At 38.8% G+C, this 20,405-nt stretch carries 26 protein-coding genes and 1 pseudogene; 19 read left to right on the top strand and 8 right to left on the bottom strand.

Annotation, left to right across the window (positions count from 1 at the left end; all coding sequences use genetic code 11):
• Positions 1-160: 160 nt before the first annotated feature.
• The 7 genes from M3210_RS07365 to M3210_RS07335 all read right to left on the bottom strand — a co-directional run bounded on the left by M3210_RS07365 (position 161) and on the right by M3210_RS07335 (position 3,507).
• The gene (locus tag M3210_RS07365; RefSeq protein ID WP_251512867.1) at positions 161-787 is read right to left on the bottom strand and encodes a class I SAM-dependent methyltransferase; all 627 of its coding nucleotides are present in this window, start codon (positions 785-787) and stop codon (positions 161-163) included.
• 93 nt (positions 788-880) lie between these two features.
• A complete protein-coding gene (locus tag M3210_RS07360) occupies positions 881-1,120 on the bottom strand; it encodes a hypothetical protein (protein WP_251512866.1) in 240 nt (79 codons plus the stop codon).
• A 29-nt stretch (positions 1,121-1,149) separates the two neighbouring features.
• Positions 1,150-2,034 carry a hypothetical protein gene (locus M3210_RS07355; protein WP_251512865.1) on the bottom strand — a complete coding sequence of 295 codons (885 nt, stop codon included), beginning with the start codon at positions 2,032-2,034 and terminating at the stop codon, positions 1,150-1,152.
• A gap of 50 nt (positions 2,035-2,084) precedes the next feature.
• Positions 2,085-2,828 carry an amidohydrolase family protein gene (locus tag M3210_RS07350; RefSeq protein WP_251512864.1) on the bottom strand — a complete coding sequence of 248 codons (744 nt, stop codon included), beginning with the start codon at positions 2,826-2,828 and terminating at the stop codon, positions 2,085-2,087.
• A 19-nt stretch (positions 2,829-2,847) separates the two neighbouring features.
• Positions 2,848-3,036: a hypothetical protein gene (locus tag M3210_RS07345; protein ID WP_251512863.1), complete on the bottom strand. Its 189-nt coding sequence runs from the start codon at positions 3,034-3,036 to the stop codon at positions 2,848-2,850.
• A 62-nt stretch (positions 3,037-3,098) separates the two neighbouring features.
• Complete coding sequence (locus tag M3210_RS07340; protein ID WP_251512862.1) at positions 3,099-3,281, bottom strand: hypothetical protein; 183 nt, start codon at positions 3,279-3,281, stop codon at positions 3,099-3,101.
• Between the two features lie 10 nt (positions 3,282-3,291).
• Positions 3,292-3,507, bottom strand: a complete 216-nt coding sequence (locus tag M3210_RS07335; RefSeq protein WP_251512861.1) for a hypothetical protein — start codon at positions 3,505-3,507, stop codon at positions 3,292-3,294.
• A 240-nt stretch (positions 3,508-3,747) separates the two neighbouring features.
• Between M3210_RS07335 and dnaX the strand changes: the two genes are divergently transcribed.
• The 17 genes and pseudogenes from dnaX (at position 3,748) to rsmI (ending at position 16,263) form a co-directional block, all read left to right on the top strand.
• On the top strand, positions 3,748-5,445 hold the full coding sequence (gene dnaX / locus M3210_RS07330) for a DNA polymerase III subunit gamma/tau (RefSeq protein WP_251512860.1): 1,698 nt from the start codon (positions 3,748-3,750) through the stop codon (positions 5,443-5,445).
• A gap of 46 nt (positions 5,446-5,491) precedes the next feature.
• The gene (locus tag M3210_RS07325; RefSeq protein ID WP_251512859.1) at positions 5,492-5,806 is read left to right on the top strand and encodes a YbaB/EbfC family nucleoid-associated protein; all 315 of its coding nucleotides are present in this window, start codon (positions 5,492-5,494) and stop codon (positions 5,804-5,806) included.
• 76 nt (positions 5,807-5,882) lie between these two features.
• Positions 5,883-6,479 (top strand): recombination mediator RecR, encoded by a 597-nt coding sequence (gene recR / locus M3210_RS07320; protein ID WP_251512858.1) that lies wholly within the window; start codon positions 5,883-5,885, stop codon positions 6,477-6,479.
• A 16-nt stretch (positions 6,480-6,495) separates the two neighbouring features.
• Entirely contained in the window at positions 6,496-6,708 is a 213-nt protein-coding gene (locus M3210_RS07315) for a YaaL family protein (protein WP_251512857.1), read from the top strand.
• Positions 6,709-6,826: 118 nt separating this feature from the next.
• Positions 6,827-7,090: a pro-sigmaK processing inhibitor BofA family protein gene (locus tag M3210_RS07310; RefSeq protein ID WP_251512855.1), complete on the top strand. Its 264-nt coding sequence runs from the start codon at positions 6,827-6,829 to the stop codon at positions 7,088-7,090.
• A gap of 160 nt (positions 7,091-7,250) precedes the next feature.
• On the top strand, positions 7,251-7,439 hold the full coding sequence (locus tag M3210_RS07305) for a sigma factor G inhibitor Gin (RefSeq protein WP_251512853.1): 189 nt from the start codon (positions 7,251-7,253) through the stop codon (positions 7,437-7,439).
• A 129-nt stretch (positions 7,440-7,568) separates the two neighbouring features.
• Positions 7,569-8,564 (top strand): nuclease-related domain-containing protein, encoded by a 996-nt coding sequence (locus M3210_RS07300; protein WP_251512851.1) that lies wholly within the window; start codon positions 7,569-7,571, stop codon positions 8,562-8,564.
• 199 nt (positions 8,565-8,763) lie between these two features.
• Positions 8,764-10,197 (top strand): aminotransferase class I/II-fold pyridoxal phosphate-dependent enzyme, encoded by a 1,434-nt coding sequence (locus M3210_RS07295; protein WP_251512848.1) that lies wholly within the window; start codon positions 8,764-8,766, stop codon positions 10,195-10,197.
• A pseudogene (gene tmk / locus M3210_RS07290) lies at positions 10,194-10,869 on the top strand (dTMP kinase). The gene M3210_RS07295 and the pseudogene tmk overlap by 4 nt, the downstream one beginning before the upstream one ends.
• Positions 10,838-11,167, top strand: coding sequence for a cyclic di-AMP receptor DarA (darA, locus tag M3210_RS07285; protein WP_251512843.1), 330 nt, complete (start codon positions 10,838-10,840; stop codon positions 11,165-11,167). The pseudogene tmk and the gene darA overlap by 32 nt, the downstream one beginning before the upstream one ends.
• A gap of 36 nt (positions 11,168-11,203) precedes the next feature.
• On the top strand, positions 11,204-11,638 hold the full coding sequence (locus M3210_RS07280; RefSeq protein WP_251512841.1) for a YaaR family protein: 435 nt from the start codon (positions 11,204-11,206) through the stop codon (positions 11,636-11,638).
• Positions 11,639-11,785: 147 nt separating this feature from the next.
• Complete coding sequence (holB, locus tag M3210_RS07275; protein ID WP_251512839.1) at positions 11,786-12,775, top strand: DNA polymerase III subunit delta'; 990 nt, start codon at positions 11,786-11,788, stop codon at positions 12,773-12,775.
• A gap of 10 nt (positions 12,776-12,785) precedes the next feature.
• Entirely contained in the window at positions 12,786-13,610 is an 825-nt protein-coding gene (locus M3210_RS07270; protein WP_251512837.1) for a PSP1 domain-containing protein, read from the top strand.
• Between the two features lie 204 nt (positions 13,611-13,814).
• Positions 13,815-14,168, top strand: a complete 354-nt coding sequence (yabA, locus tag M3210_RS07265; protein ID WP_251512835.1) for a DNA replication initiation control protein YabA — start codon at positions 13,815-13,817, stop codon at positions 14,166-14,168.
• A 217-nt stretch (positions 14,169-14,385) separates the two neighbouring features.
• Entirely contained in the window at positions 14,386-15,126 is a 741-nt protein-coding gene (locus tag M3210_RS07260) for a tRNA1(Val) (adenine(37)-N6)-methyltransferase (protein WP_251512833.1), read from the top strand.
• Positions 15,119-15,391 (top strand): GIY-YIG nuclease family protein, encoded by a 273-nt coding sequence (locus M3210_RS07255; protein ID WP_251512831.1) that lies wholly within the window; start codon positions 15,119-15,121, stop codon positions 15,389-15,391. The genes M3210_RS07260 and M3210_RS07255 overlap by 8 nt, the downstream gene beginning before the upstream one ends.
• Positions 15,388-16,263: a 16S rRNA (cytidine(1402)-2'-O)-methyltransferase gene (gene rsmI, locus M3210_RS07250; protein WP_251512829.1), complete on the top strand. Its 876-nt coding sequence runs from the start codon at positions 15,388-15,390 to the stop codon at positions 16,261-16,263. Before M3210_RS07255 ends, rsmI begins: the two co-directional genes overlap by 4 nt.
• A 64-nt stretch (positions 16,264-16,327) precedes the next feature.
• Here the strand turns inward: rsmI and abrB are convergent, their stop codons facing one another.
• Positions 16,328-16,609 (bottom strand): transition state genes transcriptional regulator AbrB, encoded by a 282-nt coding sequence (gene abrB, locus M3210_RS07245; protein ID WP_251512827.1) that lies wholly within the window; start codon positions 16,607-16,609, stop codon positions 16,328-16,330.
• 618 nt (positions 16,610-17,227) lie between these two features.
• Here abrB and metG point away from each other — a divergent pair.
• Both metG and M3210_RS07235 read left to right on the top strand, forming a co-directional pair.
• Complete coding sequence (gene metG, locus M3210_RS07240; protein ID WP_251512825.1) at positions 17,228-19,234, top strand: methionine--tRNA ligase; 2,007 nt, start codon at positions 17,228-17,230, stop codon at positions 19,232-19,234.
• A gap of 60 nt (positions 19,235-19,294) precedes the next feature.
• Positions 19,295-20,065, top strand: a complete 771-nt coding sequence (locus tag M3210_RS07235; protein WP_251512823.1) for a TatD family hydrolase — start codon at positions 19,295-19,297, stop codon at positions 20,063-20,065.
• Positions 20,066-20,405 lie beyond the last annotated feature (340 nt).

Below are 20,405 nucleotides of genomic sequence, written 5' to 3'. Positions count from 1 at the left end.
ATTTCCCCTTTTAACAATGAAAGGGATACTGTTTATTATTCACCGCAACTAATTGTTAGAAAATTCAATCTATTTTGTTTTATTATACTTTTTCTTGCAAAAAATTTAATGATAAGAAAATAAAAAAGCATACTTCAAGAAATAGCAAAGCCCCGATCTATTATCTCGAAATGGTAATAACCCCACCGCAATGTGAGAATGGTTGAAAAAGAACATGACATGAATTTCCTAAATCTGATTCGAATTCATTAAAGACAAAATAAAACTCATCATCATCCCAATGATGAAGATTTTCTTGGCGGCAGCGATTCAGATCTTCTCTGTTTTGAAACACAACGTCACCGATATATATTTTTCCTTCTTCTTTTAAGAGTGGCAACAGTCTATTTATAAACTCAATTTTTTCTTTATCATTTAAATGATGTAATGTGTATGTACTGACGATGGAATCGTATCTATTTTCTGAAATCTGAGAAGGCAATCCTTGTGTGATATCCCATTCCAATAAACGAGCGTTGGGCATTTTTTCTTTTGCAATGGTGATCATTTCATCCGAAAAATCCAAACCATCTATATAGTGGCCGCGTTCATATAATTGACTCGTTAATACTGCTGTTCCAAAACCGATATCAAGTACGTTTGAACTGGATTTTTGCATGACTTCATTATAGATATGGTTCAAAATTTGTTTGTATCCGGCAAAGGGATATTCATGATTATCTTCACTAACCTTTACTGTTTGATCATAATTATCTGACCATAGATTAAAACCTTGTTTGTCTAACATGTATCTTCCTCCAATAAATATTATTTAACTAACTAGTGATACTTGTATCAGTGAGAGACGCTATAAAATTGGTAGGACTTGAAGTAAAGGAAGTTATTCCTGACAATTACACTCGTACTCTATAAAGGTATATTCTTTAATAAATTTTAGGTTCTCAAAGTCTTGATTGTCTGATGTAAATAATCTCACTACCGGTGCAATATCTTGTTTAGCAAATTCTCTTATTTGCTCATCTAGATTGATAGACAAGTCCAGAGCGTACCTGTTCATGTCCTCGAACAATTGATTATGTGCACATACATCATACGTGACGGCTAGATAGAAGGTTTTCATTTGTTCACTGTCCTTTATATGAATGGGTATTACTTTTTTTGCAATGTAACCAAGGTAGGAGCTGGAGCGAACGGAAAATGGTTCAACGTTTCTAAAGCATATTTGTCTGTTGTATCGAATTCTCCAGAAAATGTTTGGTAATCTAGTTTTATCGCATCCCGTGCCTGATGTATAACTAATTGAGGAATTAGATATGAATGTTCCACATTATTTGCTCCACACCACCCTAATTCAAGATTGCCTTTCAAATCAGACTTGTGAAGGAATGAATAGGCTAATATTTCACTATGGTCCAAAAACATATAACTGTGTTTCTTTAATACATCATCAGCTAAAATAAACTCCTGCCATTGCTCATAATCTAATCTTGCTACAGGATTTACCAGATGTGACTGTTCATAATTCCTTCTTACAAGGGACGTAAGTTTTTTCATCAATAAGTTGTTTGCTGATGCCTCTTCAAGATTTATCTTTTTATAATTTATTTGTTTGCATTCAGTAAGATCTATATCTTTTGTAAGAGTTAAAGTCGGTGTGTAAGTTTTTCTGATTATAGAAAATCCATTCTCTCTGTATATTCTTAATAGGGAATCTGAAGTTTCCCAGAGTGATGTTTGCAATGGTAAATTTACTAATGTAAGAGTCTCTAGTTTTTCTAAAAGCAATTCGGCAATTGGTAAGGAATGATAGAGTGGATTTACTAAAATACGAAAGTAAATGCAATTTGGATGAATGGTGTTCTTCCAAGCGAATAAAATTCCGACTAGCTTATGATTTAGGAGGGCAGAATATGCAAAAAGCTTTCTATCTCCATACACTATTGTAAGCAAGTTTTCATCTTCAAAATTAACTTGAAATAAATGCTTCAATTGTTCTTTATCTTCACTTTCATAGGCGTTTATTGTAATTTGCATTTTTTCCCCCGAATAATTAGGACATTAATAGATGTATACTGGCTATTTTCTTATCCAAAGTACCAATTCCATGCGTTGAAATACATTATTTTATCTATTGCTATTTTATCAAACAACTCCATAATCATTTCAATATCTGCATACTCAAAAGGCCTCTTTGCTCTCGTGGAAGGCAAATCTGTACCAAACATCAGTGCATCTGGATTTACATCATAGATCGATTTTAAAGTACTGGTTACGTTGAGCTCGACACGGCCGAACCCGGTAGCTTTTACTCGAACCCCTTGATCCGCCAATCTCAGTAGATGTGGTAGACCTTCCTCGGATAATCCCAAATGGTCTATCGATATAGCGGGCAAGCTTTCAATGGTTGCAGTTATATCAGGTAAATCCTTGGCATCGATATATAGTTCGCTATGCCAGCCCACTAAGTCATATACTCTTCTTGCTAAGTAATCAAGGTTTGATAAATCTTCTGATCCCCCACGTCTAATGTTAAAACGTAGTGCTTTTACACCTGCTTGATTGAGCTTAATGATTTCCTCATCTGAAACCGTAAACGGCAATTGTGTTACGCCGCAAAATGATGGTCCCAGTTTATTTAGAGCGTCGATCAAATAACTCTGATCAAAACCTTGGAAGGAACCAGATACCACTGCTCCACCAAGTATATGCAAGTCTTTTGTTATTTCTCGATAGTTTTCTACGACATAATTTGGTGGTAAATATCCCTGATTTTCATAGATTGGATAGCGGTAATCAATAATATGAAAATGGGCGTCGAATACCCTCAAACAATTTCCCCCTTCTCACTTATGTATCTTTTTTTGATAATAACTCTTCTACTTTTTCTTCTATACGCTTCAATCTCTCGTTGTTCCTTCTCGATTTTCTTATAATAGAAACGATGCTCACAATCAATGTCAACAGGATAAAAATGAATAATAATTGTACGATGAAGTCACCTATTTGAAATTGATTTATTGTTAATAAAGAATACATGATTCCCACCTCTTAATCGCTTACATAATCGAAGTGCATTAATAATTCTTCCGTAAATATAATTATAGTTGGTTATTATCGTTTATTTTTTCCTCCAACTCCTGTAATCTTGTCTCTAATAAGGTGACTCGCTCTTTTAGTTCGGCTGTGGGTTTTGTAAATCTTTGTGATAAACCGCCAATGATTCCAATCACAGCAACGAAGACCACAACAATTGCCGCTGCAAACATAAATATCACTTCCACCGTTATCCTCCTAACTTACTCTTTTTTTAGCGTAATACTTAAAAATAAGGAAATTTAATGGCCCGCCAAATATCAACCCGGCAAAAATAGTTGCTAAGAAAAAGGCGATATGTGACATCCATACGATTTCGTTACCTAACAATACGTCGAAGGAGATTCTGAAAAAGGTAACTAAAATAGGGAAAACAAATGACCAGTAAAACATGATTTTTAATCCTTTAGCCATGTTAAACCCTCCTATAAGTAAATGTTTTCCAAGATGTAACCAAAAAAAAATCCCAGCACTTAAAATCCCATATTTTTCAATTATTTCTATAAGTTCAGTCTACATCAAACGCAGCGGTAAATAAATAGTCTGTAACAATATTTCCAAATTACATTTTCGCAAATGTTTACCTTCATCGGTTCACATTCACCCCTCATATCGGGTATAATTAGAAATAGACTGTAGAGGAGAATCTATATCATGAGCTATCAAGCTTTATATCGTGTTTGGCGTCCAAGAACCTTCGAGGACGTCGTTGGACAACAACATATTACAAGGACATTGAAGAATGCGATTTTGCATGAGAAATTTTCGCATGCTTATTTATTCACTGGTCCACGTGGAACAGGGAAAACGAGTGCGGCGAAGATCTTTGCAAAAACCATCAACTGTGAAAGAAATCCGGTGGAAGAGCCATGTAATGAATGTGCTGCCTGCCTAGGAATCCAGGATGGTTCCATTTCGGATATTATTGAGATTGACGCAGCTTCGAACACGAGTGTCGATGATATTCGTGAAATCCGTGATAAAGTAAAATATGCACCGAGCGTTGTTCCTTATAAAGTCTATATTATCGATGAGGTCCACATGATCTCTGTTAATGCGTTTAACGCCTTGTTAAAAACATTAGAGGAGCCACCAAAACATGTCGTGTTTATTTTAGCTACGACAGAACCACATAAAATTCCACTGACAATCATTTCCCGGTGTCAGCGATTTGACTTTAAGCCGATATCCAATGAAGCCATTGTAGGACGTATGAAAACAATCGTTCAGACAGATGGACAGAAGGTTACGGAGGAAGCGCTGGATGCAATCGCGCGGACGGCAGAAGGTGGAATGCGTGATGCTTTAAGTATCTTGGATCAGGCCATTTCATACAGCAGTGATGAGGTGACGTTAGAAGATGTGCTTGCCGTAACAGGCGGTGTATCTCAAGGAATTTTAACCGAAATCACAAAGGCGATGTTTGACCGTGATGTCCAGCATGCGATCAAGCTGTTGGATACGATCATTCAAGAAGGAAAAGACCCCGGGCGCTTTGTATATGACCTTATCTATTACTTGCGTGACCTATTACTATTTAAGAGTAATCCAACTTTAGAAGGAATGCTTGAACGTGCACGGGTAGACGATGCTTTTCGCGGGCTGGCAGAAGAGGTTACAGTCAATTGGATTCAGGAAGCAATCACCCGTCTGAACATATGCCAACAGGAAATCAAATGGAGTAACAGTCCGAAAGTATATATTGAAATTGCTATACTTACGATTACAAATGGCCCTAACAATGCTGGTAGTCAGAATGCAGTAGCAAGTGACGAGGTTATGCGTTTAACCGATAAGTTGGCTCAATTGGAGAAAGAGCTTACCCGCTTCAAGGAACAGGCACCAGCCGCAGCTAGTCAACCAACACCACAACGGGAACAAAGACGTCCACAATCCCGTGGCGCAAAGAGCAGTTTCAAAGTTCCGACTGAACAGATATATGGTGTGCTGAGAGAAGCAGAAAAACAGGAATTAAGAAATGTTCAGGGCAACTGGGCGAGCTTCTTAGAACGGCTCAAAAGCACGAATGCCCCTGCACATGCGACGATTCAGGATAGTAAACCGGTCGCTGCATCTCCAGAGTCTCTTGTCGTTGCGTTTAAATATGAAATTCATTGTTCCCTTTTCTTAGATAATCGGGAGCTTGTTGAATCCGTACTCGCAAGTGTTTTAGGTAAGCAATTGCGAATTATCCCACTTCCAGATGCGAATTGGCTGGATTTGAGACAATCGTTCATCGATTCTCAGGATAAGCCAGTTGAGAAGGAAGACGAAAAAGAAAAAAAGAGTGATCCGCTCATTGAAGAGGCAAGGAAGCTCGTGGGCGATGACCTATTGGAAATTCAAGAGTAAGTGCTCTTATTAAAATAACCATTTCAAATTTGAGGGAGGTATTTCCATGAGAGGAAATATGAACAATATGATGAAACAAATGCAAAAAATGCAAAAGAAAATGATGAAGGCACAAGAAGAACTTCATGAGATGACATTTGAAGCTTCTGCTGGTGGCGGTATGGTAACTGTGATTGCCAACGGTAAAAAAGAGATCACAGACGTTCAGATTAAAGAAGAAGTTGTCGATCCAGATGATATCGAAATGCTGCAAGATTTGATCATTGCTGCAACAAACGATGTTTTAAATCAGGTTGACGAAAAATCAAATGAAACGATGGGACAATTTACTAAAGGCTTAAATATGCCAGGAATGTTTTAAACACATTCTAATGGATTGAAAAAGTACCTGTTTTTAGCAGGTGCTTTTTTCCCTTATTGTTTAGGAGGAAAAGTTCATGTATTACCCAGAACCGATTTCAAAGCTTATTGATAGCTTTATGAAATTGCCAGGAATCGGTCCCAAAACCGCTGTTCGTCTGGCCTTTTACGTTTTGAATATGAAGGACGATGATGTCTTGAACTTTGCAAACGCGTTGGTCAATGCGAAGAGAGAGCTTACTCATTGCTCGATCTGTGGCCACATTACGGATAAGGAAGTTTGTGCAGTTTGTTCCGATCCGCATCGGGATGAATCGATTATTTGTGTAGTCGAGGATCCGAAAGACGTTATCGCTATGGAAAAAATGAAAGAATTTAATGGTAAATACCATGTTCTTCATGGTGCGATTTCACCGATGGATGGAATTGGCCCAGAAGATATCAATGTCCCTGATTTACTTAATCGCCTGAAGGATGAAGAAGTAAAAGAAATCATCCTTGCGACCAATGCCAATATTGAAGGGGAAGCAACAGCGATGTATATTTCTCGACTTGTGAAACCATCTGGTATCCGCACAACTAGAATCGCCCACGGACTACCGGTTGGCGGTGACTTAGAATATGCGGATGAAGTGACACTATCAAGAGCGTTAGAGGGAAGAAGAGAATTATAGAATTCGGGTGAAGAACATGGCAAGGAAATTGAATAAAAAACAGGTGGATGCGGAGCTGCTGCATGCGATATTTGTAGTAGAAAAAGAGTGGAAACAAATTCGCGAATTAGGCTCAAGGAGTATTGAACGCACCCTTGAAAGCAGAGCTGCCGAGAAACTTGCTGAGGCCAAATATTTATATTTGCTCCGGGAAGCGCGACGCCGAAATGTTAATGCATTGGATATTTAAAAGACTAAGTTGAACCTTAGTCTTTTTTTATATGTAAATACATATACATAGACTAAGTGGGACATGGAGTTCGAATCTTGTTCTCGTTAGACTTGAGTTGTAGGAGGATTGTTAAAGAATGAGCTCAACCATGGTAATTATCATAATGATTTCCATTATTATTTTGTTGCTTACCGTTGGAGCACCGGTGAAACCAATGAAACTGCTCGGACAAGGGTCTGTGAAACTAGTAATCGGGGTATTATTATTATTTTTCGTCAACGTTTTCGGAGCCAATTTTGGTATTCATGTCCCGATTAACCTCTTCACTGCACTTGTTTCCGGGATATTGGGCCTTTTCGGAGTGGCATCCTTGGTCGCAATCCATATTTTCATATTATAAAAATGGGCCAGAATGTCAGGGTATATATCCGTTTCAACATGAGATCAAAAATTGGACCCTACGTATACGGTCCATTTTTTTATTATGAAAATAGTAATATTCACATTCCATGAATAGAAATCATAAGATTAGGAGATACTACTTTCATGGAGGTGGGGAAATGGAAGCAAAGACGCTTAAAACTTGTGGTATATGTGAAGAAGAAAAGCAACATGGTATTCATCTTTATACAATGTTTATTTGCCAAGAGTGTGAGTATAATATCATCCATACTGAACCACGTGAAGAAAAATACCGCTACTATGTACAGAAATTAAAAAGTGTAAATCAACAGCAACTATTTTCCTAGAGTCTTTGTATAAAGCAAAGGCTTTTTTATTTGTTTTTGTAATGTAGGTTATTGTCGTAGAAATTAAACTCGCCCTTCATGCAGGATTTTTCTCCCTTTTGCCGAATATAAAGCAACGAGAAAATACATATGAAAGGTAGTGTATCGTTGATTATTAAACCTCTTAAACCTCCGATCGAATTGCTGCAGCATGAAGCTTTAAACGAAAGGGTTCCTCAAAATCATCCTCAAAAAGAAATCATTGATTCAAGAGCAAGAAACATACGCGCCGGATATAACGGAGAACAAGACCTTCAGTATATGCTGAACTTCCTTCCTCCAGAAAAATATCTTATCTTCCAATATCTACGCATCAAGGATAATCAGAGTTATTTCCAAATTGATATTCTACTATTGTCTGCACAATACTTACTGATCATAGAAGTAAAAAATATTCGTGACCATGTCATATTTGATGAAATGGGACAGGTAATACGAAAAGAAGTTGATAAAGAACAAGCATTTACCAATCCGGTATTTCAAGTGAAACTGCAACACCTCCGACTACTCCGCTGGCTAAGGCAGTACGATTTCCCCTCCCTTCCAATTGAAAAAATTGTAGTCTATAGTAACTCGAATACCATCCTTAAAAATCATACCAATAATAATGAATTGCCCAAAATGGTTATGCATAAGGATAAGCTGCTTGATAAAATTGAGGAATTTGAAAAGATGTACCCGGTAGCAAGACTATCAGGAGACCAATTGATGGAGATTTCCAATCGGTTACTTGCTGCACACTCCGAGAAAAAAGAAGATCTTCTGGCCAAATACAAAATTTCTTATGGGGAATTAATAAAAGGAGTTATCTGTCCAGAATGCTTGCAAGCACCAATGATACGTAAAGGAGGAAAATGGCTTTGTTATTATTGTAGAGCAGCCTCGAAAAAAGCTCATAGACGTGCATTGGCGGAATACGGACTATTAGTTAATGAATATATAAAAAATCGAGAAGCGAGGGAGTTTTTGCAGTTGGAGTCTAGACATATTGTTAAGCAATTATTACAAAAGGAGAAGTTAGAAAGCTATGGGATAAAAAGCGGACTAGAATATAAGCTCGAACCTTATCATCTATTAGATGTATAGGTAAATGCTCAAATCTACCAGATAAATGCTCAAATACCCATTAAAAATGCTCAAGTTGGCAGTAAAGATGCTCAAGTCCAAGATAATAATGCTCAAATTCACAAATATCCGCTGTATCAAGCCAGTTCCTCGCACCCCCAGCCCTGCTCACTCTATGATAAACTAAAGAATATAACCAAAAATCACGGAGGAGTCTCCAATGAACCAGAAAAACATCCCGATTTTACAAATGCTAGAAGAATTTTCCACTACCAAATCCATATCATTTCACGTTCCTGGCCATAAAAGTGGGGTTATCTTTCCGGAGCAGGCGAAGTCATATTATGAACATATTTTAAAACTGGATATGACCGAACTACCGGGCTTAGACGACCTTCACGCTCCCCATGGAGCAATTGCTGAAGCAGAAAAATTGGCGAGTGCGTTTTTCCAATCTGATCATACCTTCTTCCTTATCAATGGCAGCACGGTAGGAAATTTAGCGATGATTCTTGCTGCGTGTAAGCAAAATGATAAAGTGATTGTTCAGCGAAATAGTCATAAGTCGATTTTGAATGGGCTGGAACTTGCTGGTGTGAGACCGGTCTTTCTTGCACCGGAGTATGATGCCAAAGTGGAGAGATTCACCAGTCCAGCGATTAATACACTTGAAAAAGCACTAGATGAACATCCGGATGCTAAAGCTGTCATCCTTACTTATCCCGACTATTTTGGTCGTACTTATGATATCAAAACGATGATTGAGCTCGCTCATGACCGGAATATTCCCGTTCTTGTAGATGAGGCCCATGGAGTGCATTTCGCTTTAGGGGAACCATTTCCAAAGTCTGCCCTCGAGCTTGGCGCGGATGTCGTCGTCCATTCGGCTCATAAGACGGCTCCGGCAATGACGATGGCTTCTTATCTACATATAAAATCGAAGCTGATCACAAAGGAAAGTCTGGCATATCGATTGCAGATGCTGCAATCGAGCAGCCCGTCATATCCATTAATGGCTTCTTTAGATATTGCAAGATATTATCTCGCCATGCTGAATCAGGAGAGGATCCAACAAATCTTAGAAGACATCGACAAAATAAAAGCATTATTTCGGGAGGCAGTCAGTCACTGGGACATCATTCCATCTGACGATCCGTTAAAATTAACGATTCAGCTTAAAGATGGGTATACTGCAAAAGAGGCTGCGAGGTTGTTTGAGGAACAAGGAATTTATCCGGAACTGACTACAGACAGGCAAATACTTTTTATTTTTGGTTTAGGCCCTTTCAGTGAATGGGCACGTCTGAAAAAAGTCCTGAAATACGTGATGGAAGCATTAAAAAACAATGGAAATCATGCTACAATAGAAGTGGTAAACTATTTTACCAGTACGATTCAAGAATTAGCCTTAACTTACCGGGAAATGGAAGGATTGAAACAAAAGCTTATCCCTTTTGAAAAAGCAATAGGTGAAATTGCAGCAGAGCCGGTGATTCCGTATCCACCGGGGATTCCTCTAATTTCAAAAGGAGAAATCGTTACACTGGAGCACTATACAGCAATCAACCAGCTTATCGAGCAAGGGGTGAGAATCCAGCAACGGGAAGAAGGCATACGTATATTTATGAGCAACCTGAAGGAGAAGCAGACGTGAGTGGATATTTTATTACATTTGAAGGTGTGGAGGGTGCGGGAAAGACATCCGTACTTCAAGCATTAACCAATACTTTGACAGAAATGGGTTACGAGGTCCTTACAACGAGAGAACCAGGTGGCATTGATATTGCTGAGCAAATCCGGAACATCATTCTTGACCCGGTCAATACGAAAATGGAGGAGCGTACGGAAGCACTCCTTTATGCTGCAGCCCGCAGACAACATCTTGTGGAAAAAGTTCTCCCAGCATTACAGCAAGGAAAAATCGTTCTTTGCGATCGTTTTATTGACTCTAGCCTTGCTTACCAAGGGCATGCACGGGGTCTTGGAATCGAAGAGGTTTATGAAATCAATCAATTTGCCATCAAAGATATCATGCCAAACTTAACTCTTTTATTTGATATTGATCCAAAAAAGGGATTAGAGCGAATTGCGGCGAATAAAGATAGAGAAAGAAACCGGTTAGATTTGGAGAGACTGGACTTTCATCAGAGAGTTTATGAAGGCTATAACATTCTTCATGATCGATTTCCAAACCGAATTCAAAAAATCAATGCCGACCAAGCTCTTGCAGCTGTGGAAAAAAGTGCATTGGATTGTATTTTAGCTTACTTTAAAAAACAAGGGGGAGCTGGCAAATGAAATTAATTATGGCGGTTATTCAGGATAAGGATTCCAACAGACTTGTTAATGCACTAGGTGATGAGGATTTCAAAACAACAAAACTTGCATCTACTGGTGGATTTCTAAAAGAAGGAAATACAACCTTGATGATTGGTTGTAACGATGACCAAGTAGACTTAGCTCTAAAGGTAATTAGAGATAACTGTTCGCAGCGTGAACAGATGGTTGCACCGATTTCGCCAATGGGTGGCAGTGCAGACTCTTATATTCCGAAGCCAGTTAAAGTAGAAGTTGGCGGTGCAACTGTATTTATTCTGCCAATTGAACAATTTGTCCAGTTTTAAAAAGGAAAAAGTGAACTTGGAAGGAGCGGAGCATGAATGAAAATCAGCCAAGAATTTAAATCTCAGACAGAAGTTAAGGTAACAAGAACTGCACCAGCTGAAACCCAATCCTTCCAAAAACTCGTACAGTCTGAGTCTCTAAAGGTAAAACAACAAGAGCTTGAAGAATTGGTTAAAAATATTGCAAGTCAAGGTGAAAAACTTGCACATTATCGCACATTACGTGAGCTTACAAAGTTCAAACGATTGATTAAAGGTTTTTTAGAAGAAACTGTATCAAACAGTTATCAATTAAAACAAGGCCATTCCATCGGTTTTGATGGAAGTAGCCGTAAACTTACGATTTTAAAGAAAATCGACGAGAAGTTATTGGAATTAACGGAAGATGTTATGAATCAGGAAAAGAAGACAGTGGACATACTTGGTCACATCGGTGAAATCAAAGGTCTGCTGATTAACATATATACGTAACAACAAATTGCACACGCTCATTTAGCAGCAGATGGACTGTGAATGACGGGAAGTTTGGCGTGTTTCTCGCGTCGAACTTCCAGGTCTTTTCAAATAAGTTTCATGGCTGCCTGAGCGTTAGTGTTGGACGAAAAGGGACGGATACTCATGAACACTTGGTCTAAAATTGCAGAAATACAGCCACTTGCAACGACTATTCTCACCAACAGTTTGGAAAAAGGCCGAATTTCTCATGCGTACCTCCTGCAAGGTGAACGAGGCACGGGAAAAGAACGGATCGCCCTTGTAATGGCAATGAGTCTTTTTTGTGAAAACAAGCAAGGAATAGAACCGTGCAACACATGTAATAATTGCAAACGTATCCTATCTGGCAACCATCCGGACGTCCATTGGATCGAGCCAGAGGGTTTATCTATATCAAAAGAGCAAGTGAGGCACCTGCAAAAGGAATTCGCGTTTTCAGGTATGGAGTCCAATCAGAAGGTTTATGTTATTAAACATGCTGATAGGATGACGGTAAACGCGGCAAACAGCCTCCTTAAATTTTTAGAGGAACCAAGTAAACAGACGACTGCGATGATGCTCACTGAAAATAGTGGGTCGATTCTTCCAACGATTCGCTCCCGTTGTCAGGTGATAGACTTAAAACCACTTAATCCTCTCCAGTTCCAAAAACAGTTGATCAGTGAAGGGATGAAAGAACAGGATGCATTCCTGATGAGTGCGCTTACGAATAATTTAGATGATGCGTTTCAGCTCTCTGAAGACGAATGGTTTGTGGAAGCGAGAACGCTAGTGTTACAATTAATAGAAATGCTAACCACAAGGCCTGAGAATATCTATCTCTATCTCCATAGTAAGTGGCTTACGCATTTTAAAGAGAGAAAAGATCACGAACGGGGGCTTGATCTGCTGCTCCTATCTTTACGTGATGTTCTTTACTACCATATTGGTAATGAGGGGAAGATGACCGTTTTCAAACCAAATGATACATTACTAGAGAAGACCTCGATGAGATTTTCGCAAAACCATTTATCGAAACTACTCGATTTAATTATCCAGGCCAAACGGAAACTCTCGCAAAATGTACAGCCTACATTAGTAATGGAGCAGCTTGTACTGCAAATGAAGAGGTGAAAAAATTAGAATGATAGAAGTTATAGGTGTCCGCTTTAAAAAAGCGGGTAAAATATATTATTTTGACCCGGGGGAAGAAGATATCACACTTGATAGTTATGTGATCGTAGAAACAATTCGTGGTATTGAGTTCGGGAAAGTTGTCATTGCCAGTAAGAAGGTCGATGAAGAAGATGTTGTACTTCCTTTGAAGAAGGTTATCCGTGTAGCAACGGAAGAAGATAAACGAACTGTCGTTGAGAATAAGCGACAAGCAAAAGAAGCATTGGAAGCTTGTTCCGTAAAGGTGAAAGAACATGACTTGGAAATGAATCTAGTCGATGTTGAATATACATTTGATAGAAATAAAATTATTTTTTACTTTACAGCAGATGGTCGGATTGATTTCCGAAATCTTGTTAAAGATCTTGCAGCTATGTTCAAGACAAGAATTGAGTTACGCCAAATTGGTGTACGCGATGAAGCAAAAATGCTGGGTGGTATTGGACCGTGCGGTAGAATGCTTTGTTGTTCAACGTTTTTAGGGGACTTTGAGCCGGTCTCCATTAAAATGGCGAAAGATCAAAATCTCTCTCTCAATCCAGCAAAAATCTCAGGATTATGTGGAAGATTAATGTGTTGCTTAAAGTATGAAAATGACCATTATGAAGAAGCTAAACGGGAGATGCCAGACTTTGGTGAATCCGTTAAGACTCCACATGGAAAAGGAAAAGTCGTTGGACTAAACATATTGGAAAAACTCGTGCAAATTGAATTAACAGAACATGAACGCACGATTGAATATACATTAGATGAAATGATTGAAGAAGGAATCTTAGCGCAGACCACAAAATAAGATGACGCTGCATTCAATGGGTTATTTAAGGCGCTGAACGTGCTAATGGACTTACTTTAATAGATACTCACGTTAATCGGCTTCTATCCTCATTGAATGTCAGTCGAACGAGTCAGGAATTTGCGGGCTGCATTCCATTCTCCAATTTTGTTATAAAAATGGAAGGTTTCAGCCGGTTAATGCGTGATAAAGAGGTGAGTGGGCGTGAATAACAGAGAAATATTTGACCAAGTTGCCGATATGGAAAAGCAAATTGGTGAGTTGTATGAACGACTTGGCGAATTGAAGGGAAAACTAAGTAGTGTCCTTGAAGAAAATCATCGCCTGCAAGTTGAAAATCATAATTTGCGCAATCATTTGGAGCAAACGAATCAGGAAAAAGAAAAACAAGCGAAAGAGAGTGGCGAGGAAACGAAGGAATATCTCCCGGGAGAAGGACGTGACAACCTCGCAAGGCTTTATGATGAAGGATTCCATATCTGTAACTTAGAATTTGGAAGTCCACGACAGAATGAAGATTGTATTTTTTGTTTGGATTTCTTTGCAAAGAGAAAATAATGCTTTAAACTTGAACTGTCCTATTCTTAAAGTAGGGCAGTTTTCTTCAATGTATAGGAAAATCAACCGAATTACAGGTTGTTTATTAATAGTCTACAGAAGCTTCATATATTCTCGTAAGACTATGTGTGACTTAATCCGAAGTACACTACGGCGCTCTCCTGAAAGGTCACTCAGTCTTTGTAAAATTTAATATTGGAATAGAAAGGACACCATCATGGTAAAACTATACGACGATGAACGGCTCGACTATTTATTGGCCGATGAATCAATGAAAATAATACAGAGCCCGAGCAGTTTTGCATTTTCACTGGATGCTGTGCTGCTCTCTCATTTTGCACATATTCCAATCAAGCGTGGGTCAATACTTGATTTATGTACGGGGAATGCAGTGGTTCCTTTGTTGTTATCAAGACGTACACAAGCGAAAATTACCGGTGTGGAGATACAAGAACGTATTTTCAGCATGGCGGAAAGAAGTATTGAAGTGAACGAGCTTGAGGATCAAATCTCAGTCCTTCTTGGTGACCTGAAGGAAATGCAACCGGTGCTGGGCCACAGTACGTTTGATGTTGTAACTTGTAATCCCCCGTACTTCCGCTCACCGAAGTCGACGGAGCATAATGACAATGATTATTTGACGATTGCACGTCATGAGGTATATTGTACACTGGAAGATGTAGTGAAAGCGTGCAAGCTGCATGTCCGCCCAGGCGGTAAAGTTGCAATGGTTCATCGCCCAGGGAGGCTGGTGGATATCATTGATTTATTCCGGAAATACAAATTGGAGCCTAAACGTATCCAGTTTGTTTATCCAAAGCGAGGTAAAGAAGCGAATATGCTTTTATTCGAGGGAATCCGTGATGGGAAACCCGATATAAAAATCCTCCCCCCGCTCTACATTTACAATGATGACGGGACGTATACAGAGGAAGCTAGGAGTATCATTTATGGATGAAGTACATCTCGTATATATATTGAAATGTAAGGATGATACACTCTATACAGGTTATACAAACAACCTGCCTCATCGATTAAAAATGCATGAAATGGGGAAAGGTGCCAAATATACGCGTGGCCGGGGTCCTTTTAAAGTCGCTTACATGGAGGAATTTCCAACAAAGGAAGAGGCTATGCGGCGTGAATATCAAATTAAACAGCTCTCCCGTCCGGAAAAGGAGAAATTAATCGAGAGCAATGGAAAGAAGTGCTTGCTGACATGATGATCCAAAAAAGTTTTGATAATGAAGCAGAAGGTGCAATATTTCTTGTACCAACCCCAATCGGCAATTTGGAGGATATTACATATCGTGCGTTAAATACATTGAAAACAGCAAATGTTATAGCGGCAGAGGATACGAGGAATACGAAAAAACTCCTTAATTATTTCGAAATAAACACACCGCTAACAAGCTATCACGAGCATTCTAATTTAGGGAAAATAGAAGATCTAATCCGCCAAGCGGAAGAGGGGGCGAAGATTGCTGTTGTCAGTGATGCGGGTATGCCGGCTATTTCTGACCCAGGTTCTGGTTTAGTGGAAGAAGCGTTGAAGCGAAATGTCAAAGTGATTGTCTTGCCTGGAGCAAATGCTGCACTCGCCGCTCTCGTAGGTTCTGGTATGTCTACCAATGAATTTTATTTTTATGGATTTTTACCACGTAAGAAGAAAGAAAAAATAGAAGCACTTACAGATTTAAAAAAAATATCTGCAACACTGCTTTTTTATGAATCACCATTTCGTGTGAAAGATACACTTGAGAATATTCGAGACACCCTAGGGAATAGAAAAGTAGCATTAGCACGGGAGCTCACAAAACGTTTCGAGGAATATATTCGCGGAACGGTGGATGACTTATTGGCCTGGGTTAAGACAAATGAACTGAAAGGTGAATTTGTTATTGTTGTGGAAGGAGCAGAAGCAGGAGCAGAAGATGCTGAAGATAACTGGTGGTCTAATCTTGGTGTAAAGGAACATGTGGACCACTATATCGAAACAGAAGGGATTTCGAGTAAAGAAGCAATTAAACAGGTAGCGAAGGATCGAGGGGTTCCAAAGCGGACGGTTTATCAAACTTACCATATTGAAGAATAGGGATACACAAAAATAAAACTGGGTAGGATATTTCACCCAGTTTATTCTATTTTATCTTTAATATTTATTCAGCAACAAGACGGGATTCGATTTCTTTAACTAATGCTGCTGCGCCTTCCTTACTTAGAATCAGTTTACCCCCTGCTAAAAGCAAGTTATCATCTGAGACTTCACCAGTAATTTGGCAACTCATCCGAGATTCATACTTTTTCAAAATAATTTTGTCGTCATCCACGTAGATTTCAATTGGATCTTTCTCATGGATGTCCAGTGTACGTCTCAGCTCAATAGGGATGACCACCCTTCCAAGCTCATCGACCTTGCGAACAATGCCAGTAGATTTCATATTTTATCCTCCCCAATAAATGTCGGAATCGTTTCACTGTTGATAGAAAACGCTTCCTTTTCTTTTTTTATCTTTATCTTTACCAAAATAAGTTGCAGTGGATTTTTTAATCTCTCTTTTCTGCAACTACTGATAAAAATAAATGATACAAAAGAGCTAATAGTAAAATCTTTCTAAGCAATAGAATACCAACACCTGAAAATAATGTCAATTTTATTTCCAAAAATATACACTAGTCAGATAATTCGCCTGTTAAATTATTATATAAAATGGATAATGAATGTTAAGAATCTGTATAAATTTTTAGTCATTATCAATAAAGAATTAATCAATTAGCGACATAATAACATAATTTAATATTTGAATATATAATGTATCTAATACAGATGTAGCCATTAAATACAGTTAAATCAACACTTTATATAATTAACACAATATCCAATTAACGACATTTTATCCCTTTTATTGAAGAAATGTTTATAATGCATTTGAAAAATCCCTAAAGCGTCAAATATAAGAAGATACATCGGTTTTGCTAAAACATTATTTGGCAAATTCTTATATAATCGATACAATAGATTTTATAAGTTAATGATACTAGAATGAGGAGGTTCACTTATGGGTAACTCAAAAAATACCTTTTATATAACAACCCCAATTTATTATCCAAGTGGGAAACTACATATCGGTAATGCTTATTCCACTATTGCTTGTGACGTAATGGCTAGGTATAAACGGATGACCGGATACGATGTGTTCTATCTGACGGGCAGTGATGAACATGGACAGAAGATTGAACAGAAGGCAAAGGAATTAAATGTTTCTCCTAAAGAATATGTTGATGACATGGCCGAAGGAATGCAGAAGCTTTGGAAGCTGTTGGATATTAGTAACGACAAGTTCATTCGTACAACCGATCCGATGCATAAAAAAGTGGTGCAGGATATCTTTGAACGCTTCCTTGAACAGGGTGATATCTACCTTGATGAATATGAGGGCTGGTATTCGATTCCTGATGAAACCTTCTACACAGAAACTCAGCTGGTAGATGTTGAATATGATGAGGATGGAAATGTAGTCGGAGGTAAGTCTCCGGATAGCGGCCATCCATGTGAACTTATCAAGGAAGAATCCTATTTCTTTAGAATGAGTAAATATGCAGATCGACTATTAGAATACTATGAAACACATCCGGAATTCATTCAGCCGGAATCCAGAAAAAATGAAATGATTAATAATTTTATTAAACCAGGTTTGGAAGATTTGGCTGTATCTCGTACGGTATTTTCTTGGGGTATTCCGGTTCCGAGCAATCCTAAGCATGTTGTGTACGTGTGGATTGACGCATTGGCGAACTATATTACAGCCCTCGGATATGGTACGGAAGACGATAGTAAGTTTAAAAAATACTGGCCTGCAGATGTTCATATGGTTGGTAAGGAAATTGTCCGCTTCCATACGATTTACTGGCCAATTATGCTTATGGCCCTTGATATACCTTTACCGAAGAAAGTATTCGGTCACGGCTGGTTATTAATGAAGGATGGAAAAATGTCCAAATCAAAAGGAAATGTTGTCTATCCTGAGATGCTTGTCGAGCGTTATGGACTCGATGCTCTTCGCTACTACCTCATGCGTGAAGTTGCCTTTGGAAGTGATGGTGTATTTACGCCGGAAGATTTTGTATCACGTGTCAACTATGATTTGGCGAATGACCTGGGTAATTTGCTTAACCGTACGGTAGCTATGATTAATAAGTATTTCGATGGTCACGTACCTAATTATCAGGGGGTAGTAACGGAGTTTGATGAAGACCTGAAGCAAACAGCTGCTGATGTAATTGAGGATTATCAAGAAGAAATGGAGAAAATGCAGTTCAGTGGTGCCTTGTCGCATGTATGGCGTCTAATCTCACGTGCCAATAAATATATTGACGAAACAGAGCCGTGGAAACTTGCGAAAGAAGAGGACAAGCGAGACGAGTTAGCAAGTGTCATGATTCATCTTGCTGAAAGCTTACGAATTTCCGCTACTCTGCTGCAGCCGTTCCTCACCAATGCACCAAAGAGAATCTTTGAACAACTTGGCCTGGATGTAGAAACGGAAGGAAGTTGGGAGCGTGCACAATTCGGCAATTTCCCAGAGGGTGCAACGGTCATCAAAAAAGGTACTCCGATCTTCCCGCGTCTTGATGCTGAGGAAGAAGCTGATTATATCCGTGCTCAAATGGCTGGAGGATCTGCAAAGGAAGAAGAGTGGAATCCGGAAGAAACTGAACTTATTTCTGCAAAAGAGAAACAAATTAAAATTGACCAGTTTGATCGGGTAGAGCTTAAAGTTGCAGAAGTTATTGAATGCTCAAAAGTGGAAGGTGCGGATAAATTACTTAAATTCCGCCTTGATGCTGGAGATAAAGCACATCGTCAGATTCTTTCTGGGATTGCTGAGCATTATCCAAACCCGGAAGAATTAGTCGGCAAAAAAGTGGTCATTGTTGCTAATCTGAAACCGCGTAAAATGCGTGGAGAAGTGAGTCAAGGAATGATCCTCTCCGCAGAAGCCGATGGCAAGCTGACGGTGATTGAAGCACCGCTAGGAGTACCAAATGGTTCACTGATTTCATAATTGTTATATACCCTGCTACGTTCAGCAGGGTTTTCTTTTTAAAGATAGGAGGTAGGGAAGTTGTTATTTGATACACATGTACATTTAAATGCTTGGCAATTTAAAGAAGATAGGGAAGAGACGATTCAGCGTGCGTTTGACACAGGTGTTAAATACATGGTTGTTGTAGGTTTTGACCACGAAACAATCCCACTTGCGATAGAAATTGCAGAAAGGTACGAAACGATTTATGCTGCAGTCGGTTGGCATCCCGTTGATGCGATTGATATGACAGATAAAGAACTGGCCTGGATAGAAGAATTATCCGAGCATCCCAAAGTTGTCGCCATTGGAGAAATGGGATTGGACTACCACTGGGATAAATCTCCGAAAGATGTACAAGCTAATGTATTCCGTAAACAAATCCGGCTTGCAAAGAAACTGGATATGCCGATTATTATCCATAATCGGGAGGCTACAGAAGATATTATCCAAATTCTCGAAGAAGAGGAAGCGCATATGGTTGGCGGGATTATGCATTGTTACAATGACTCGGTAAAATATGTCCAGCGAGTTCTCGATATGAATTTTTATATATCTCTCGGTGGGCCGGTGACATTCAAAAATGCCCCCCTTCCAAAAGAGGTGGCCAAAGAAGTTCCGTTAGAGCGTTTACTGATTGAAACCGATGCACCATACCTCGCGCCGCATCCAAAGCGTGGGAAGCGGAATGAACCTGCTTATGTAAAACTTGTTGCAGAACAAATTGCCGAACTGCGAGGTATCCCCTTAGAGGAAGTGGAAAGGCAGACAACGGAAAATGCATTTCAGATTTTTAATATTAAAGCATAAAGCGAAGTGGGCGAACTAGAGCTTTTTCTCTAATGAGCCCTCTTTTTATTTGATGAGATTAAAAATGGATGTATGTCGCTAAATATGCCATTAAATAAGATGAATCAGCTTATTATCTTAAAGTTTCCTCATTGGAGAAAACCATTTGGGATAACTATGTCGAATTCCCTATAATATTGCAATATATAAGTAATAATTGTCTTATTAGCAGAAAAACCTAAACTCCTTGAAGCTTTATATTAAGCCTAATCGATAATTGATAGAATATTACGCAAAACTTCAAACCCTTGTGGTTCAAGGGTTTGGTAGCTTTGAAATATAAATCGAATCGAAGTGTAAT

The organism is Oceanobacillus luteolus (genome assembly GCF_023715655.1).
Taxonomy (GTDB): Bacteria; Bacillota; Bacilli; order Bacillales; family Amphibacillaceae; genus Oceanobacillus; species Oceanobacillus luteolus.
The sequence above is the reverse complement of the archived record's forward strand: the minus strand, read 5'-3'. Positions and strand labels throughout refer to the sequence as shown.

What these genes read in the sequence shown, in the direction of transcription:
- M3210_RS07365 (WP_251512867.1), bottom strand. Translation starts at nt 787, where the DNA reads ATGTTAGACAAACAAGGTTTTAATCTATGGTCAGATAATTATGATCAA.
- M3210_RS07360 (WP_251512866.1), bottom strand. Translation starts at nt 1,120, where the DNA reads ATGAAAACCTTCTATCTAGCCGTCACGTATGATGTATGTGCACATAAT.
- M3210_RS07355 (WP_251512865.1), bottom strand. Translation starts at nt 2,034, where the DNA reads ATGCAAATTACAATAAACGCCTATGAAAGTGAAGATAAAGAACAATTG.
- M3210_RS07345 (WP_251512863.1), bottom strand. Translation starts at nt 3,036, where the DNA reads ATGTATTCTTTATTAACAATAAATCAATTTCAAATAGGTGACTTCATC.
- M3210_RS07335 (WP_251512861.1), bottom strand. Translation starts at nt 3,507, where the DNA reads ATGGCTAAAGGATTAAAAATCATGTTTTACTGGTCATTTGTTTTCCCT.
- dnaX (WP_251512860.1), top strand. Translation starts at nt 3,748, where the DNA reads ATGAGCTATCAAGCTTTATATCGTGTTTGGCGTCCAAGAACCTTCGAG.
- M3210_RS07325 (WP_251512859.1), top strand. Translation starts at nt 5,492, where the DNA reads ATGAGAGGAAATATGAACAATATGATGAAACAAATGCAAAAAATGCAA.
- recR (WP_251512858.1), top strand. Translation starts at nt 5,883, where the DNA reads ATGTATTACCCAGAACCGATTTCAAAGCTTATTGATAGCTTTATGAAA.
- M3210_RS07315 (WP_251512857.1), top strand. Translation starts at nt 6,496, where the DNA reads ATGGCAAGGAAATTGAATAAAAAACAGGTGGATGCGGAGCTGCTGCAT.
- M3210_RS07310 (WP_251512855.1), top strand. Translation starts at nt 6,827, where the DNA reads ATGAGCTCAACCATGGTAATTATCATAATGATTTCCATTATTATTTTG.
- M3210_RS07305 (WP_251512853.1), top strand. Translation starts at nt 7,251, where the DNA reads ATGGAAGCAAAGACGCTTAAAACTTGTGGTATATGTGAAGAAGAAAAG.
- M3210_RS07300 (WP_251512851.1), top strand. Translation starts at nt 7,569, where the DNA reads ATGAAAGGTAGTGTATCGTTGATTATTAAACCTCTTAAACCTCCGATC.
- M3210_RS07295 (WP_251512848.1), top strand. Translation starts at nt 8,764, where the DNA reads ATGAACCAGAAAAACATCCCGATTTTACAAATGCTAGAAGAATTTTCC.
- darA (WP_251512843.1), top strand. Translation starts at nt 10,838, where the DNA reads ATGAAATTAATTATGGCGGTTATTCAGGATAAGGATTCCAACAGACTT.
- M3210_RS07280 (WP_251512841.1), top strand. Translation starts at nt 11,204, where the DNA reads ATGAAAATCAGCCAAGAATTTAAATCTCAGACAGAAGTTAAGGTAACA.
- holB (WP_251512839.1), top strand. Translation starts at nt 11,786, where the DNA reads ATGAACACTTGGTCTAAAATTGCAGAAATACAGCCACTTGCAACGACT.
- M3210_RS07270 (WP_251512837.1), top strand. Translation starts at nt 12,786, where the DNA reads ATGATAGAAGTTATAGGTGTCCGCTTTAAAAAAGCGGGTAAAATATAT.
- M3210_RS07260 (WP_251512833.1), top strand. Translation starts at nt 14,386, where the DNA reads ATGGTAAAACTATACGACGATGAACGGCTCGACTATTTATTGGCCGAT.
- M3210_RS07255 (WP_251512831.1), top strand. Translation starts at nt 15,119, where the DNA reads ATGGATGAAGTACATCTCGTATATATATTGAAATGTAAGGATGATACA.
- rsmI (WP_251512829.1), top strand. Translation starts at nt 15,388, where the DNA reads ATGATGATCCAAAAAAGTTTTGATAATGAAGCAGAAGGTGCAATATTT.
- abrB (WP_251512827.1), bottom strand. Translation starts at nt 16,609, where the DNA reads ATGAAATCTACTGGCATTGTTCGCAAGGTCGATGAGCTTGGAAGGGTG.
- metG (WP_251512825.1), top strand. Translation starts at nt 17,228, where the DNA reads ATGGGTAACTCAAAAAATACCTTTTATATAACAACCCCAATTTATTAT.